Raw genomic sequence first — 16678 nt, 5'->3', positions numbered from 1 at the left:
ACATAAACAATTTCAAAATAAAAATTCGCAAGACAATCTTGCGAATTTTGTTTGTTATAATTTGAAAATTTATTTCTTCTTTTCAGCCTTCACCGCCTGTCTGGCCAATAGCTTCCAGTCATTTTTCACTTTTACCCAAACCAATAAGATATCCAACGTCACATCTCCTGGTGCTTTTCCGGCATCAGCGGTCGTTGCATAAAAATGATGACGGACAATGGCTGTATTTCCTACAATATTTAGAGTTTGATTTGTAATATCAATCGTTACAAAATCAGACTTTTTGCTGACTAATTTTTCTACAAATTCCTTGGCGTCATCAATATGACCTCCTGAATGTCCATAAGTTAATTCCGGCAGGATCAAAGATTCTAAATCAGGTTTTTCTCCGCTTATCATTGCTAATCTGAACTTTTCGGCAACAGCATTTACGGCCTCCTTATCACTTGTTTTCTGCGCTGAAACACTTACTGCCATCATAAAACCAATGGCAAAAATTAATTTTTTAATCATAATTGAATAATATATTTCTTGATAGTATTTAAAAGTGTTTTTGTTCTAAATTCGAAAATATGATTTATGTAATCGATTGCATGATTGTTTATAAAGAATCTCTTTGAATAAATTTAAAGACGTTATTCACAGATTCTTTTTTATTTTTCAGAATCATATAGGCTGCAGATTCTCCCATAGCTTTAAAATCTGTAGTAATTACCGTAATTCCCAGCAGTTCTTTAAGAGGCGTTTCGTTATAGGAAATAATTCCGATGTCTTTGCCCAACTCAAGATTTTTCTGTCTGATTTGCTTAACAAGGTTCACCAGATCCCGTTCCCGGATCGTAATGAAAATATCTTTTTCCTGCAATTCCATATCGGGATAAATTTCATCAAGAATTTCATAATCGAGTTTAAAATCCTTACAGAATTTTTCAAAACCGCGGACAATACGGAAGGGATAGGGATGAATGGATTTGTCGGGATACACCAAAATGATCTTTTCGTATTTTTTTATTTTGTCTAAACCTTCCTCTAAAGCATTGTAAATATCATGTTCAAAATCCTGAAATATAGAGCCATATTCTCCTGAAATATTGGGCTTTGTATTATCTAACAACAATAATTTGTTTTTCGGGATTTGTTCAATCATATCTAAAACCTGCTGTGTTGAGCTGGTATGTTTAGACTGCTCATCACGGAAATGAGGCATGATCACGTAATAATCAAATCCGCCCAGGTTCTTTTTTAAGGAATTAATGAAAAGTGTTTCGTCACAATGGTAAATATACATTTCAACATTGCCTTTGGTACCGATTGCATTGACGAAATAATTATAAATCATCATTTTATAAGTACTCGGTTTGTTGATCAGGAAGAAAATGTTGATTACGTCGTTTTTATTAATCCGTGAGATATAATATCCTTTTCCCTTTACAGATTCGATGATTTGTCTTTTTCGGAGTTCTTTATACGCTTTTTCTACAGTATCTCTTGAAAGAAAGCAAGACTCGCTGAGTTCGTTTATGGAAGGAATTTTTTCACCAATCTTAATCTCTCCGCTATCAATTCCATTAAGAATAGAATCCACAATCTGTTTGTATTTGGGAACTCTGGAATGCTCATTGATTATTATTTCAAATGTTTCTGCCATGATATTGGATAGGAGATGTTTATTTCAGTTTAAAGAATAATTCAAAGGTTAACGAACGGTGCAAGGCAAGTTACAAATATTTATAATATTAATTGTAATTGCAATAGTTCTGCTATAAATTATAACGGAAAAATACAATTTTAGTATACAAAGTTAGGTATAACATGTAAAAAACTTAATAGTATACTTTAGTATGGGAGTAAAAAAAACAAAAAGGAATAGAAATTAAATTGTAGTGTCTGTTATTTCAAAAACAAAAGATGTAGAAGTTTCAAACTTTCCTCCCTGTGTTGCCCCGAACAGGAATTTAGGAGTCTTACCGTCCTTATCCATTAAAATCATGGGACGTTCCAATCTCCCGAATCGTTTTAAATGACTGGGGGGAGCAGGCTCCTTAACATAACTTTTCATATCAAGGTAAGCGATTTTCGGTTTGGACCAGTTAAGGCCGTCCCTGGAAGTTAAATGTAAACCGTATTCATGGTTAAAGAATCCCATATCACGGGCCACTATATGGAATTTTCCATGTTGTTTCCAGATAAAAGCATCTTCCAGCTGGGCATTGTCAGGCTGCAATGAAAAATCGATGACAGGATTCTCCTTTATTTTTTCATAAGGACCTGAAGGATGATCAGCCTTGGCCAATCCATATTTCCGATTTCCTCTTACCGGACCTTTCTGATTTTCGTATTCCTCAGTATTCCAGGATTTATAAAAAAGCCAGAATTTGCCGTCATTTCCTTTTATAAAAGCCGGGTTGGTAGTGCAATGGTCATCCCATGCGCCTTGTTCTCCGGGAAGAAGCAGAGGAGATTCCGGTCTTACCCAATCTCCGTCAAGACTTTTTGAAGTGGCAAGTCCTATTTTTTTGGTATTTGTTTTTCCGTTGTGGTTGCCCATGTAGAAAAGATAATACTCATTTTCCACTTTGGTAATTAAAGGATTATGACAAGTTGTGGCATCCCAGAATTCGCCGCCTCTGGGAGCAAGAATAACTTGTTTATGCCTGAATTCATCATAGGGAGAATCTGCTTCTGCACGGCAAATTTCAGAACCGTTGAGCCAGCCGCCCATTCCTTTTTCTTTTCTCCACCTGGAATAAAAAAGATGAACCTTACCGTCTTCGCCCCAAATCGGAGAATTACACCAAATATAATAGTTCTCCAATGAAAAGGTCCGCCCGATTGGTTTTAAGCTGAAATAAGGTTTGCCGGAAGATGAACTTGTAAATGAAAGCCCCAGAACCCCTGCTGTAATCCCAAGGGCTGAGGTCTGTAAAAAGTCTCTCCGTGTAAAGTGTCTGGGCTTATCCATCTCATCTGATTTACGGCTAATTTAATATAAACATATAAACAGACTGTCCTGTACTTTCGGTGAACTGTTTTAATCTGAATTTATCTGCCTTTATTATTGGGTTTTGGATTTGAAAATTTGAAATCAGGATATAAAAAAAGCCTGCCTTAAGGCAGACTCTAACTACTACTATATGAATATGAAATTTAAGGCATCTTTTTAAAACCTTCCGCTTTTATTTTCCATGAACCGTCTTTTGGAAAACCTGGAAATTCACCTTTGGAACTGTCCCAGCCTTCGAGCATCATGGCAACAGTCGTTAAAACTCCTCCGTTTCCGGGAAGATAAATACGGAGACGTTTATCCTGGAAATTATGACCGTTTTTAAGATAGGTATTCGTCTGAATATTCATGAAAAGCGCATCCAGAGCTTTATCCGGAAGCCCCAGTCTTGCGGCATTCATGGCCGTCATCGGGAAATCCCAACCCCAGGTATGTTCCCAGTTCCATCTTTCCCAAACAATATCCAGTGTGTTTTTCATGATTTTTTTATCCAGTTTCGGAGATTCCGGAACCATTCCTAACGCTCCCAGAACGGCAGGATGATCAGTCATCCATTTTGGAAAAGTGAAAGAATCTTTTGCAGATTCGGTTGACAAATAAACGCCATCCTGAACCGGAAGCGGGGCTAATTTTGTAATAACCTCATCCCATTTTTTATCTCTCGGCTGGCCCAATCTTTCCTTCCATTGTTGAGCAACTTTCAGTGCCCAATCCCAATAAGCCACTTCATAAGTTGGGTTGTATGTATCTTTTGCAGGGAAAACTTCCTGTGCCGGAATGACCCCTTTTCCGAGATTATAACGGTTTTTCTCTTTATCATAATGAGCATAATCTGCCATAAATTCGGCGGTTGCAAAAATGAGGTCTTTATATTTTTCCAAAACTTTTTTGTCCTGTTTGTCGCGGTACAGAAGTTCGGTCATATAGATGATATGCGGTTGTTCCCAGATCAGGAATGCAGCTACAGAAGACGGACTTTCATTTCCATCATTATCAGACATTTTAATCCATCTTACACCCTTATAGCCTTGTCTTTCTGCTAATTTTTTTGCTTTTTCAAAAGTCCTGAAATAATAATCCAATTGTTTTTCTAAAATCTCAGGTCTTCCCCATAAAGCGTAGTGAACCCCGTGCCACCAATGCATTTCTGTGTGCGGTTTTCCGTACCAGCTGTTGAAGGTCAACCCTGTTTCCTGTGGCGGATTGCTTCCTCCGCACTGTACTTTGGTTAAATATTCTGACAGAACAATCCTGCGTTCCAGTTCATTCGCCCTTGGGTCTGTACTTCCTTCAAAATCAACTGCTGCACCGCTTTTCCAGAAAGACTCCCATGCTGAAACACTTTCTTTTTCTGCATCAGCAAATAGCGTTTTTCCGCTTTTCGGGTTTTTAGCTGAAAATTCAACGCTTAATTCTATTTTTTTGTTTTTTGAAGACGGTTCAAACACAAAATAATGTTTTCCCGCTTCCCGTAATTTTCCTTCCGTAAAATAAAACTGAGTATAATAATCTGCACTCTGCAACTGATGATGAATGATACCTTGCGTTGATTGTGAAGAAACAATTCTTGTCGTATGATCGTTTTCATTGCCATAAAAAGCAGCATCATCCAGAAACTGTCCGGTAGGAGAAGGGTAGCGCGCGAAAACTTTTAACCTGTTTTGAGCAATTAAATCAGACTCAATTTTAACTCCTATTTTATCAGAATTCTGAAAAGAAGCCGTCCAGACTTTTACAGGGGTTCCGTCCAATGAGAATTCACTTGTTATAATTCCTGTCCAAAGATCAATTTTCTGATTAATGTTTGTCAGGTCTGAAATGTTTGCTTTCTGACCATCTTTTTTAAGCAGTTCAATACCGATATTTCCTAATTGCAGACGGTGTTTGTTGACTCTGAAATACTCAACGGCCCCTTTATTTCGTTCAGGTTCTTTGAGTTGTACACTGTACAGTGCTTTACGTCCTTCATTGTTGAAATCGTATGCTTTTAATGTTTCCTCAAATGTATAATCTTTAGTATTTGGAAAGCTGTTCCATCCCCATTCCGACTGGGTTCCCAATGAAACTCCATTTTTGTAATATTCAGGAAACGACTGCATTCCGGTGATGTCGACCGTGTAAGCAAATTTTCCGTTTCCAACCGTTAAAGTAGATAGGGTATCCGCTTTTGTATTCACCACATTATGACGCTGGACTACTTTTTTCCGGTCTATTTTCTGAGCAGTTAATGAAGAAAAGGCTATCAGAAAAATTCCAAGATATACTGCTAATTTTTTACTCATATTTTTTTATTTAAGAATAGTGGCACTCATCAGTCCGATAACGACATCGTTGCTCACTGCTGTTAATTTTATGGATTTTAATTCTCTGTTTGGGTCAATCGGCAGATCCAGAATGGTTGCGGCACCGCCTTCAACAGCCCGGCTGCTTACTCCTTTAATTTCTGAATATTTCGTTAAACTTCCTCCTTTGTACAATTCCCCGGTTTTCAGCTGAACCCGGTACGGAATTTTATCATCCGGAATTTCAAAAGCAAAATTATCATCAAACAAATCCTGCTCGATAGGCCACCAGTTCACAGGATTTTTTAGTTCTAATGCTGTATCTGAACCGTCTGAATACTGAACCGTAACCGTTCCGTTGGTAATTTGTGACTGCATCGGATTGGTAGAACCTGCCATTAGAAAATAGATTTTTCTTCCTTTTCCCGTAACAGGAATTTCAACCGATTCCGGAAAATTATCCCACTGGCTTGTAAAGACAATGTTTTTTTCTTCGTTATTAATTAAAAAAGGAATTCCTAAGAACTCAAGTTTCCCATCTTTTCGTTTTTTCATCAGTCCGCTGTCATCAATTTGAGTAGTGGTCAGCGGATAGCACCAGTTCCCGATTCCTTGCCACGGAAGCTGTAGAGTAGGGACATTTAATCTTGGGGAAAGATATTTTTGATTGAAAATTCCGGTTACTCTCTCATTATATTTTGAGGCTAACGAAACAGGGGTGAACTCGCCTTTATTTTCGATTTCCCAATCTGTTATTTCTACATTTTGTTTGATTCCATTGTATTCAAGCTGAATAAAGTTGGTTCCCCTGCTTAGATCATTCGTTGGAATTTCAACTGATGTATTTTGATTTTTTTGAATTGAAAAAGTTATATTTAAATGATTAATATTCAATTTTCCATTGATTATATTGGATGATTTAGAGTGAATTTGCAGTTTTTTATTCACCCATTTTATTTCTAAAGGATATTGAATATCAACATTTACAGGTTGCCACCATTTCGTTCCATTTTGTTCCAATTGAACGAAAAAGGTTCCTTTTCTTTCTTCTTTCACCAGATCAAACTGATTCCCGTTTCGGATTTTTATCAGTTTCTGCGGGTCATAAACCTGTTGAATCTTCTTTTTTGGATCTAAATTGAGTTGAAGATTTTCAGAGATGTAATTGATGTAATCTGTTTTTTCAGTTTTTAATTCATCTTCCGAATACGTAATTTCAATGGTAAATTCTTTTCCTTTTTCTGTTTCTAACTTTACAAAAGGCCGTGAAATAGAATTTGGATGTATCGCAAATTGTACTTTTTTACCGTTTACGGTTACCGATCTTATTTTGGTATGATTCACAGGAATCAATACATCAAGCGAAACTGCACTTGCATAGTTTGATTTAAACCAATAATTTGTTTTTTTTAAATTTCGGTTAAACTTAAATTCCCAATCCTGAAGTTTCAGCTCTGCAAAATTCCAGTGTTTGGGAAACCCGGGTTTTATATTGATTTTATTTTCTAATAATTTGGGATAAATTCCGAAAAGTCCTTCTGTTAAAGTTCTTGCAGCCACACCAATCGGGTCGGCAAAATCACGGTACAATTCCCCACGGAAAGCATCATAGTGAGATAATTGTTCAAAATTTCCCGGACTGATTCCGTAGTACATACTTTCGGCCAGATTGCCTTTCCAAAGTCGATAGGCCTCATCATTTCTTCCTGCCTGCCAATACGCTAAAGCGGTTTGTAAATTCTCTGCCAGCGCCACATTATTGATCGACCAATCATAAGGCTGCCAGTTGGTGGTGGAAAGTGTGTAGTGATCTTTATTAATTCCCCCCTTTACTATTATGGGGATCTTCGGAATATGATTGTTGACGTACTGCGTATTTTGATAGTCTTCAAATTCATTTAAAATATAAGCATCCGAAACATGATAAATCGACCATATTCCAGGCTTGTCGTGAAGAATCTGATTGCCCAGGGCGTCTTTATATTCAGCAAAATACCCTTTATTTTTAATCCAAAGCTCGTTTTTCATAGCTTTTAAAATAGATTCAGCTTCTTTTTCGTAAGGAGTGGAATCTTTACCAATAATTTTCGCCAGTTTTGCCATTTCACGGTTGGCTCTGTAATGATAGGCAGAAGTGTGGGTTACTTTTCCCCCCGAATACTGCAAAGCATCACTCGCCCAGATTGCAGCATAAGCATCATAAAGGTCACCCCGTTTGAAATTTCGTTTTTCCCAATCCATGTGACGAACCATTGCAGGCCACATTTTCTTTAGAAAATCTACATCTCCTGTGTAGTTGAAATGAGAAAACAGCTGATCAAAGAAAACCAGATTCATATCATAATGATGAGGTTTTGAATTGTCATTGGGGTTTCTGGAAATATATCCACTTGAGAATACTGAAGTTCCCATTTCTTCTTTGTGTCTTGCCAGATGCAAAAGCGTATCCATCTCAACGGGTGCGGAATCCGGGCTTAAAACCTGAGAATTGGAATAGCTTTCAAAGTGTTCTTTTGCACGATCGTGCCAACTGAGAACATCGGCTGCATAAGCTCCTCGCCAGGCATTTAGCCTCATTCTCCAGGCAACTGCGCCATGAAGAAACGTCGGACTTTCCCAAATGGCATCTGCGGCGACCGAAAGGGTAGCTCCGAAGTTATTTAAATCCGAATCCGGAGTTTTCAACTGAATCCAGTTGATTAATGATAATCGTGATTGTTCGGCTTCATTGAAAATATCCGCAAGATGTTTGTCTGAAAAGTTTTGATCTGATTTTCCTTTTTTAATTTGAATAAAAACAGGATTTTTTTGTGTTGAATATGTTGCGTAAATGATCGGAGATTTTTCTGCTTTATTTTGTGTAAAATCAGATAATTTTTCCAACGTTTTCACATCGGTTAATTGTAATGAATGGGTGTTTGAAAAACTTCCGCTGATCAATTGGTTTTCTTTTTTCTTGTTTAAATAAGTAAGCTCAAATTGGTTTTTATTGAGTTGAAACTGGTTGTCTTCACAATATTCCGGTAGCAAATAAAAACCTGATTCCGGGTCTGCACCGATGTCGCCGTTTCTGCTGAATGTTTTTCCGCTTGCTCCGCCATAAACTGCATAGATCTTTGTTGAAGGATCTACATTTTCTGTTTCCATTTTTAAAATCAAACCTTCTTCTTCAGATTGTGCTAAAACCGTCAGTTTTAAATTTCCATTTCCAAGAATCTGATCTTTAATGGCATACAACATCAGGCCCGGACGATAACGGGTTTCAATGGTATCAGCCTGAATTAATTTTTTAATCGAATTTCCTTTCTGAATAACAAACTGAAGATTACCACCCATTCCGGGAAGATACAGCGCAAACTCCGGCAAATCCCCGGCTTCCACTCTTGAGGCGCGGTTGTTGCCATACAAAGCTCGGTTAAAGCGGTATCTTCCGTTAACCAACAAAAAATCACCTTTGTCTTCTTTGTAATGCAGTTCTCTTTCATTGTTTTGCCAGTGTCTGGATTGAGAAAAAGAATGTGAGCATGCAGATAAAACAATAAAGCCCGCTAAAATGGATGTTTTTCGCATTTTATTTTTTTAAATCAGTTAATGGCTGTCCGTTAACAGTCACGTTTTTCAGGGTAACATTTCTTAGGAAATCAACTTTATATGGAATTTCAACACCGTTAATTTTAGCATTGATCATTGTAAAATCTGTTACAGGAGAAGATTCGTAGGCATCAGAAAGGATGGTATATTTTCCGCCTTTTTCCACGACCATATTTTCTACCCAGACGTTTCTGATCGTAGGGATGAAGTTACCCGGTTTTTCGTAATGCATATTGAAACGCACCGCAGCTTCTTTATAAGCGCCTACTTTTGTATTGTAAAAGAATACATTTTCGATAATTCCGCCCCGGCTTGAACTGGTTTTAATACGAAGTGCCCTGTCAAGATTTTTACTGTCCATCACATTTCCTATGGCATAAATATTTTTTGCTCCGCCCGCAATTTCGCTTCCAATCACTACGCCGCCGTGTCCGTCTTTCATTTCACAGTTTTCGATGATGTGGTTTTCCGCCGGTTTGCCGATACCCCTTCCGTCTTCATCTCTTCCGGATTTTATGGCAATACAATCATCTCCCGTATCAAAATATGAATCTTTGATCCACACGTTTTTACAGGCTTCAGGATCAAAGCCATCATTATTGGGACCGTGGCTGATTACTTTTACTCTTTCAATCAAAACATTTTCACACAATACAGGATTAAGATTCCACATTGGAGAATTTTTTACCAAAACATCTGCCATATAGAAATTTTTACTCTTATAAGGCTGAACGAAATTAGGTCTCAAATAATATCCGTCACCAAATATTCTTTCTCTCGGGTCTTTCTTTTGGGCCATGTATTCATGCAGTTTTGCACGGGCAGGATTTTGTCTTCCCGGACGGGATTCGTTCCAACCATATTTTTTTGCACCACACCAAAACCACCAATGGTCGTTATCAGAGTTTCCGTCCAGTGTTCCTTTTCCGGTTACAGCGATATTTTCTTCCTCGTAAGCATAGATCAGGGACGAATAATTCATACATTCCATTCCTTCCCATCTTGTGAAAACAATAGGGTAGTCGTTACTGTCCTGACTGAACAGGACTGTTGCACCTTCGTTAACATGTAAATTCACATTACTTTTTAAATAAATAGCTCCTGTCAAAAAGATACCTTTTGGAACGACAACTCTTCCTCCGCCTTCTGCATTACATCTTTCGACGGCTTTTTTAAAAGCTTCCGTATTTTTTGTCTTTCCATCACCCACAGCACCAAAATCAGTAATGAGATAGTCTTTTTTTCTGAAATTGGGCTTTACAATTTGTTTTTTTAAGGTCTGGATTTCCTGTAAAGGTTGTTCCGAAGAAGTCCAGGGTTTATATTGCCCCCAAACAGGAATTGACGTTATTAATGCGAAAAGTAGTAAAGCGAATTTTTTCATAATGTTAGAGAAATATGAGTTTAAGAAAGAACATCAATATTAAAAATCTCTTTCTATATCGCAATCTAAAATAATTATGATTAAAAATTATCCTGCACTGTCGGTATAAAATTCATTAATTGCATAAGCAACCTGAGGCATCCTTGGATGTTGTAGTAAAATGGACGGAAAGGTACCGGTCTGAGGTGCAATATATCTTGCATCAGCAGATTTTATCTGATTTCCTGCATTTTCCGGAGATATTAAACATAGTAACGTATCTTATAGAAAATGGGAGCCAGAATGCTCCCATTTTTGTTATAATTGATTAATAATTGAAACCTATTTTAAATTAGTTTCAAAGAATGATTCTAATTTATCAAAAGCAATTATATCAATTTTATCATACAAATCCACGTGAACTGCATTTGGAATTGTCATCAGCTCTTTTGGTTCTACAGCCTCTTTAAAAATATCTTCATGAAATATTTTGAATGTGTGTTTTCTCCGGCAATTAATGATATTGGTTTGGGCGAAATTTCTTTTACATAGCTTAAAATCGGCATGTTCATAAATGAAATAGGATTGGTTGGCAGTCAAGCTCCATTGGAATTCAAAAAATTGGGATGAGATCCATGTAGTGTTCTATAATAATATTTCCCTTACATAGGGTTCAAGTGAGTTATAAAACGTTTCAAACTTATCATAATCATTATAATGTTCAACACTATTAAAAACTTGTTCCATTAAAGCTGTAAATGACTTTCTTTCGTCCAGACAATTTGTTATTTATTATTGCTTGTTCGTTTATTACAATAATCCCAGACAAGTTGTTCATTTTGCTTACTGTAAAATTTTTGAGAAGCAGTTTTTATTTTTCTCTTCTCAAAATATTTTCCGCTTATTGACTTTACATCTTCTGAAGTTGCCAAGTATAAAATGGTTTCAGCTCCTTGTTCCGGTGTTTTAAAAAATGGTCTTATCAGTTTTACGACGAAATTTAGCAAACTTCCCAAATTACTGTTTACCCCAAAATTGGTGGCAACAGCACCGGGATGCAAACTGTTTACGGTAATATTTTTTAAACCACCGTCAATAAGTTTACCAGAAAGATGCTGACTAATCCAAATTAGAAAAAGTTTTGCATTACCGTAAGCAACAAGCGGATTGTAATTATTCTTTAGTTCCAAATCATCAAAATCGGGATTTGCATTGAGCTTATGTGAATTGGAAGAAACATTGATAATTCTGCCGTCTTCGCTCTTTTTCAGTAAACCTAATAGCAACTCAGTAAGTAAAAACGGAGCAAATAAATTTACAGCGATGGTTGTTTCCAAACCCTCTTTCGTTTCTTGTCTCCCTTTGCTCATAATTCCCCCGGCATTGTTGATTAAAATGTCTAACCGGTCGTATCGTTCAATAAACGTTTGGGCAACTTTCTTTACTTCGTTCATTAAAAATAAATCTCCTATTATGAAGTCAATTTTGTCATTGCCTGTTAAGTTTTTAATCTCCTCACACACCGTTTCGGTTTTTACTTTATTTCTTCCGTGTATTATCACTCGATAGTTTTGTTTGGCGAGAGCAAGTGCCGTAGCTTTTCCTATTCCGCCTGTTACCCCCGTTATAAATGCTGTTTTTTGTTGTTTCATTTTTCCTTTTATTAATTAGATTACAAAATTATGTATATTTGCTAACTATTGGTAAGTACTATACTCTTGGTTAGTGCTTTCGTTGGGGTTAGTAAAACAATATATATGGCAAAGAATAAAGAACATTTACCTTGTGATGCGAGCACACTCCGGGCTATTCGAGATGCAATGGAAACTTTAAACGGAAGTTGGAAATTGTCCATATTGTTAGCATTGAAAGGCGGTACCAAACGTTTCCGGCAAATTGCCAGAGCGGTAGATGGTATTAGTGATAAGATGTTGTCAAAAGAACTGAAAGATTTGGAAACCAACTTATTGGTTAAGCGAACAGTATATGATACGTTTCCGCCTACTGTTGAATATGAAATTACCGAACACGCTGACACTTTACAAGAAGTGATGTTTGCCTTGACAAAATGGGGGAAACTGCACCGAAAAAAAATAACAGGAGGTTAAGCCTATGCCTTTTATTTTATCCATCCTGAATAAATAGAAACCGGCATTATTGCTAGAGTTGAAGGTATTATTATTGCAAAACCATATGATAATTTCAGAATCAGGGTATCGTATTTCCCTATAGAACGGAATGCGCTTTGAAAGCCATGCAACAAATGCCAACCAAGGGAGAAGCATCCTATCAGATAAATCGCTACCTCAACCGGATTTTTGAAATTTTTCAATAAGCATTTCATATAAAGGAAGTTCTTCCCCATATTGAAACTGATGAACTCGATTGGGAATCCAAAAATTTTGTGTATGTATAATTAAGAATAGCAGGATCAAAGTACCAAATAAAGTCATGCTTTTGCTATACCATGTGACACCTGGTGTATTGTCTTTATAAAAATATTGAATCGGCCGGGCTTTTCTGTTCTTTCTCCAAAGAACAAGTCCTTGAATTATATGAATTATAAAGCCAAAAATTAGAATAATTTCAATAGATCGGATTATAGGATTTGTAGCCATAAAATGTGCCCCAATAGTAAATGTCTTACCTTTGTCATTATAGAAAATAAGTGCATTTACCGAAGCATGTACAATAAGAAAACTGATTAGGAATAAGCCACTTAATGCCATTAGGATTTTCCTGCTTATTGAGCTTTTAAACATAGTGATAAGTTTTTATAATATGATAATATTGTTTTGGTCTATATCAAAGTCCCTGAAATTTACTTCTCCCAACATATCCATCAATTCTGCTTCTAATTGAAAACTAATTTGAGATATTGGAACATCATTGGCACCTCCTTCAAAAGGATTTTCAGTATTTTCACCTACCTGCGCTATGGAAGAATATAACCAAGAAATTAAGCAACTGAAAGGAAGGATCAACCAAATCATATTTCCTTTCATAAATCCGCAAACACTTTCATTTAGACTGTTAAAATCAGCCAGCAATCCATATGGTAGTAGAAATGAAAACGATTGAATGAGAAGATTATTAATAATATTATACTGGCGTGGAAATGGTGACTGTTTAATGTGTTCACTTTTCCCCTGCAAATTGTAAAACTCTTTTATTGATTTTTCCATATCAACAAATTGTGTCACATTGATTTCCTGTTTTTCGTATAGATATTTCAGCGTTTTACTTTGCAGGCTTAAAATGTAAGTTGAAATATTTTTTACTTTATAAATATTCTGTAGCTCCTCAGCAATCAGGTATTTAGCCAGTTCTTCTTCAAGGGGTGTTTGTTGTTCAGGAATTTTAAAGTGTTTACGATATTTTATATTATGTTTTTTATTTGTTGATTCCCAGCTTTTGGTTTCTCTCATACTATAACGTAAGGCAGTGACCCAAGCCATATGATTATAAATAAGGGTTGTTGAGGTTTCACTATTATTCTGTAAATAATCTTTGCTTACTAAACCCCAGGAACGGCTATTTGATAAAATAGAAGTCCATACATCCTGGGCTTCTATAGACCGATTATAACTTAGGTTATTTTTGAACCCTAAAATAAACGCGGTAGCAGTTCCCAGCATTGCAATGACAGACCAGGGAATTGCGACCCATTTTATTCCTAATATATGATACAGACATATTGGAATAAAACCTAACAGGAGCAGGGTATAAATTCTTCCTTTAGTCCATATCACAAATTCAAAGAGGTTGTAGGATTTTCCTATATACATTATTTCTATTAGTATTTGCTAAAATCGTAGGTTTAAATAACCTACGACTTTAATTGTTACTTTTTAAATTGATACAAAAGACATTTTTATTTATAGCCCATATCAACGTTTGTTTTCAGGTTTAGCAATCCATGTCATATACTCGGTAGTTCCCAAATAAACGGGATTCTCAGGAGTAAGTGTTGTCTTTTTTAATATGGCACCTGAATAGGGAGCATTAATATCTGTCTCAACTTCTAAAGACTTTTGAGTTGACAGGATATATTGTTTTATCCACTCATCTATTTGGAATCGTTCAGGTCCGCCTATTTCAAGAATTTTATTGGCAGGTTTTTCTGTTGCTATTTTAGCAAGAAATGTGGCAACATCGGCACTCGCAATAGGTTGAATAAATGCATCCGAAAGTTTTACCTTTCCTTCTGATGTACTTGTTGCTACAATACCACCAGCAAACTCAAAAAATTGAGTAGCGTGTACAATTGTAAAAGGGACGCTGGATTCTTTAATTAAGTTCTCTTGAACTTGCTTGGCACGAAAATATCCACTTTCCTGTAACTTATCAGTTCCAACAACTGACAAAGCAATGTGATGTTGTACACCGGCTATCTTCTCCGCCGGAAGTAAATTTTGATTTGAAGTTTTGAAGAAATTCATTACTGGTTCATCATCAAATGATGGTGAGTTGGAAACATCAATAACTACACTTGCATTTTCAAGAGCGTCTTCAAGGCCCTCTCCGGTAATAGTGTTTACACCTGTATTAGGTGATGCAACGATTACTTCATGCTCCTTCTTTAGGATGTTTACTACCTGGCTGCCAATAAGTCCGGTACCTCCAATGATTACAATTTTCATTCTGATTTTGTTTATAATTGTTAATGCAACAAAATTGAAAATAAAAAAAACATTAAAACTTAAACTGGTTTAAGTTTTTACAAAGGCACTATATTCATCTTTGTACTGTAATAGTCATTGAGGCTACCGAACTGTAGAAAATCAATTCAAGCATAGGCCCTGCAACATTAAGTTGCAAGGCTTGTTAGATTAAATAATGATCAGAAAATATGCAGTACCAGGAGGAAGTTAAAACAATTTCAGGATCGAAAGAAATCTATTAAAGTTGATGTATTTTAGTTTTAAGGAGTTGATTCTGCTAAATTAATTTTAACAATCATAAAATATATCATTATGAAATTGAGGTTTTAGGAAGTTGAATTTTCATAAATTCGTTTTTGCTAGCAAAAGCCGTTTTTTGCCGAAGTCAAATTTTGTATTTTTTCGGGAACATTGATTTTTAGTAATATATCAAAAAATTAAAATGAAGACATTATTATATTTAACAGATCTCTATTATAAGGCAAAAGGAAGAAAGTATTATGAGGAAGATCTATACATCACTTCAAAATTAAAAAATCACTTTAATCTTCTTATCGGACATCCACATCAAGCAATTTTAAATCTTGAAAAAGCTGATCTGGTGGTTTTTAGAAATACAGGCTCAATACTCGGTTATCAAGAATATTTTCAGCAGTTTTTGACAGAAGTTAAAGAAAAGAACAGTCTGACATTTAATTCATTCGACGGGAAAGCAGATATTTTAGGAAAACAATATTTGATAGATTTGACGAATCTGTCGTATCCGGTAATTCCTACTATCGAAAGTTTAGGGGAACTTGATAAAATCGGAATCCACGAAAAATATATCGTTAAATTAAAAAATGGAGCAGATTCGATAGGGATGGAAATTTTGACCCATGAGAAATTGCTTAATTCAAATCCTCAAGGAAAATTAATTCAACCATTAATTGATTTTGAATACGAAGTTTCATTCTATTATTTAAATGACCAATTTCAATATGCCCTTTATGCTCCTGACAAAAACAAACGCTGGGAATTGGTAGAATATAAACCAACAGAAAAAGATTTGGAATTTGCGAAAAAATTTATAGAATGGAATAATATAGAACGCGGAATTACAAGGGTCGATGCTTGCCGTCTTAAAAACGATACACTTTTGTTAGTTGAACTTGAAGACCTGAATCCTTTTCTTTCAATCGAATTGTTGCCTGAAGAGAAACGAAATCAATTTATAAATAATTTAGTTGAAGCATTAAACTCATCATCTAATGATTGATAATCTATCAAACTGATTTAAAAATTTTCCCTTTAAAACCAATAAACGATCTGCTTTCAAATCTTAAAACTAAAATTAATCTCGAAATGGAAAGTTGTGATTTTATAAAATAGTTATACCTACAGTTTTGCGGACAGGCAGATATTTTGCCGCAACTGATCATATGTCTATTTCATATTACGATTTTAATAATTTGTCCCGGGAATCTCAAATTGAGCTAGTTATGGAGAAGCGAAGAATAATTAATGAAACGATCAATAAAGAATGAATGTTTGAGTAGATTTTGTTAGAGGTTTAAAAAATATTATTCTGGCTTATTGTGCCATAAAAAACAAAAAAAATGGCTCCATCTAGATTAAAATGGCTCCATCTAGATTAAAATGGAGCCATTTGGCTTTTGGTGACCTCGACAGGATTCAAACCTGTAACCTTCTGAGCCGTAATCAGATGCGCTATTCAGTTGCGCCACGAGGCCTTGTGTTACCTTGTTGTTTAAAGGTTTGCAAATATAGCACT

General features: G+C 35.8%; 12 protein-coding genes and 1 tRNA gene. 2 read left to right on the top strand and 11 right to left on the bottom strand.

From position 1 onward, the window contains the following. Positions 1 to 69: 69 nt before the first annotated feature. The 7 genes from CHRYMOREF3P_RS05410 to CHRYMOREF3P_RS05380 all read right to left on the bottom strand — a co-directional run bounded on the left by CHRYMOREF3P_RS05410 (position 70) and on the right by CHRYMOREF3P_RS05380 (position 11892). On the bottom strand, positions 70 to 513 hold the full coding sequence (locus CHRYMOREF3P_RS05410; RefSeq protein WP_077416306.1) for a nuclear transport factor 2 family protein: 444 nt from the start codon (positions 511 to 513) through the stop codon (positions 70 to 72). Positions 514 to 601: 88 nt separating this feature from the next. Beyond that, positions 602 to 1648, bottom strand: a complete 1047-nt coding sequence (locus CHRYMOREF3P_RS05405; RefSeq protein WP_077416308.1) for a GntR family transcriptional regulator — start codon at positions 1646 to 1648, stop codon at positions 602 to 604. Between the two features lie 225 nt (positions 1649 to 1873). Beyond that, positions 1874 to 2962: a twin-arginine translocation signal domain-containing protein gene (locus CHRYMOREF3P_RS05400; protein ID WP_180564036.1), complete on the bottom strand. Its 1089-nt coding sequence runs from the start codon at positions 2960 to 2962 to the stop codon at positions 1874 to 1876. A 185-nt stretch (positions 2963 to 3147) separates the two neighbouring features. Next, a complete protein-coding gene (locus CHRYMOREF3P_RS05395) occupies positions 3148 to 5286 on the bottom strand; it encodes a hypothetical protein (protein WP_180564035.1) in 2139 nt (712 codons plus the stop codon). Positions 5287 to 5292: 6 nt separating this feature from the next. After that, positions 5293 to 8856, bottom strand: a complete 3564-nt coding sequence (locus tag CHRYMOREF3P_RS05390; RefSeq protein ID WP_180564034.1) for a DUF4450 domain-containing protein — start codon at positions 8854 to 8856, stop codon at positions 5293 to 5295. 1 nt (position 8857) lies between these two features. Then, entirely contained in the window at positions 8858 to 10261 is a 1404-nt protein-coding gene (locus CHRYMOREF3P_RS05385) for a glycoside hydrolase family 28 protein (protein WP_180564033.1), read from the bottom strand. Positions 10262 to 11025: 764 nt separating this feature from the next. Next, complete coding sequence (locus CHRYMOREF3P_RS05380; RefSeq protein ID WP_077416318.1) at positions 11026 to 11892, bottom strand: SDR family oxidoreductase; 867 nt, start codon at positions 11890 to 11892, stop codon at positions 11026 to 11028. Between the two features lie 105 nt (positions 11893 to 11997). Between CHRYMOREF3P_RS05380 and CHRYMOREF3P_RS05375 the strand changes: the two genes are divergently transcribed. Continuing rightward, positions 11998 to 12348 carry a winged helix-turn-helix transcriptional regulator gene (locus CHRYMOREF3P_RS05375; protein WP_077418005.1) on the top strand — a complete coding sequence of 117 codons (351 nt, stop codon included), beginning with the start codon at positions 11998 to 12000 and terminating at the stop codon, positions 12346 to 12348. Positions 12349 to 12546: 198 nt separating this feature from the next. Here CHRYMOREF3P_RS05375 and CHRYMOREF3P_RS05370 read toward each other — a convergent pair whose 3' ends face one another. The 3 genes from CHRYMOREF3P_RS05370 to CHRYMOREF3P_RS05360 form a co-directional block, all read right to left on the bottom strand. Further along, positions 12547 to 13002 (bottom strand): hypothetical protein, encoded by a 456-nt coding sequence (locus CHRYMOREF3P_RS05370; protein ID WP_198424128.1) that lies wholly within the window; start codon positions 13000 to 13002, stop codon positions 12547 to 12549. A gap of 12 nt (positions 13003 to 13014) precedes the next feature. After that, positions 13015 to 14028, bottom strand: a complete 1014-nt coding sequence (locus tag CHRYMOREF3P_RS05365) for a bestrophin family protein (protein WP_077416320.1) — start codon at positions 14026 to 14028, stop codon at positions 13015 to 13017. A 102-nt stretch (positions 14029 to 14130) separates the two neighbouring features. Then, entirely contained in the window at positions 14131 to 14883 is a 753-nt protein-coding gene (locus CHRYMOREF3P_RS05360; protein ID WP_077416322.1) for an SDR family oxidoreductase, read from the bottom strand. 463 nt (positions 14884 to 15346) lie between these two features. Here CHRYMOREF3P_RS05360 and CHRYMOREF3P_RS05355 point away from each other — a divergent pair, with 463 nt between their 5' ends. Then, on the top strand, positions 15347 to 16162 hold the full coding sequence (locus CHRYMOREF3P_RS05355; RefSeq protein ID WP_077416325.1) for a hypothetical protein: 816 nt from the start codon (positions 15347 to 15349) through the stop codon (positions 16160 to 16162). Positions 16163 to 16560: 398 nt separating this feature from the next. Here the strand turns inward: CHRYMOREF3P_RS05355 and CHRYMOREF3P_RS05350 are convergent. Further along, positions 16561 to 16637, bottom strand: a tRNA-Arg gene (locus CHRYMOREF3P_RS05350). Positions 16638 to 16678 lie beyond the last annotated feature (41 nt).

This window comes from Chryseobacterium sp. JV274, from assembly GCF_903969135.1.
Classification (GTDB): Bacteria; Bacteroidota; Bacteroidia; order Flavobacteriales; family Weeksellaceae; genus Chryseobacterium.
The sequence above is the reverse complement of the archived record's forward strand: the minus strand, read 5'-3'. Positions and strand labels throughout refer to the sequence as shown.

Bases quoted from the DNA above. Each gene is read 5' to 3' on its own strand.
- CHRYMOREF3P_RS05410 (WP_077416306.1), bottom strand. From the start codon at position 513: ATGATTAAAAAATTAATTTTTGCCATTGGTTTTATGATGGCAGTAAGT.
- CHRYMOREF3P_RS05405 (WP_077416308.1), bottom strand. From the start codon at position 1,648: ATGGCAGAAACATTTGAAATAATAATCAATGAGCATTCCAGAGTTCCC.
- CHRYMOREF3P_RS05400 (WP_180564036.1), bottom strand. From the start codon at position 2,962: ATGGATAAGCCCAGACACTTTACACGGAGAGACTTTTTACAGACCTCA.
- CHRYMOREF3P_RS05395 (WP_180564035.1), bottom strand. From the start codon at position 5,286: ATGAGTAAAAAATTAGCAGTATATCTTGGAATTTTTCTGATAGCCTTT.
- CHRYMOREF3P_RS05390 (WP_180564034.1), bottom strand. From the start codon at position 8,856: ATGCGAAAAACATCCATTTTAGCGGGCTTTATTGTTTTATCTGCATGC.
- CHRYMOREF3P_RS05385 (WP_180564033.1), bottom strand. From the start codon at position 10,261: ATGAAAAAATTCGCTTTACTACTTTTCGCATTAATAACGTCAATTCCT.
- CHRYMOREF3P_RS05380 (WP_077416318.1), bottom strand. From the start codon at position 11,892: ATGAAACAACAAAAAACAGCATTTATAACGGGGGTAACAGGCGGAATA.
- CHRYMOREF3P_RS05375 (WP_077418005.1), top strand. From the start codon at position 11,998: ATGGCAAAGAATAAAGAACATTTACCTTGTGATGCGAGCACACTCCGG.
- CHRYMOREF3P_RS05370 (WP_198424128.1), bottom strand. From the start codon at position 13,002: ATGTTTAAAAGCTCAATAAGCAGGAAAATCCTAATGGCATTAAGTGGC.
- CHRYMOREF3P_RS05365 (WP_077416320.1), bottom strand. From the start codon at position 14,028: ATGTATATAGGAAAATCCTACAACCTCTTTGAATTTGTGATATGGACT.
- CHRYMOREF3P_RS05360 (WP_077416322.1), bottom strand. From the start codon at position 14,883: ATGAAAATTGTAATCATTGGAGGTACCGGACTTATTGGCAGCCAGGTA.
- CHRYMOREF3P_RS05355 (WP_077416325.1), top strand. From the start codon at position 15,347: ATGAAGACATTATTATATTTAACAGATCTCTATTATAAGGCAAAAGGA.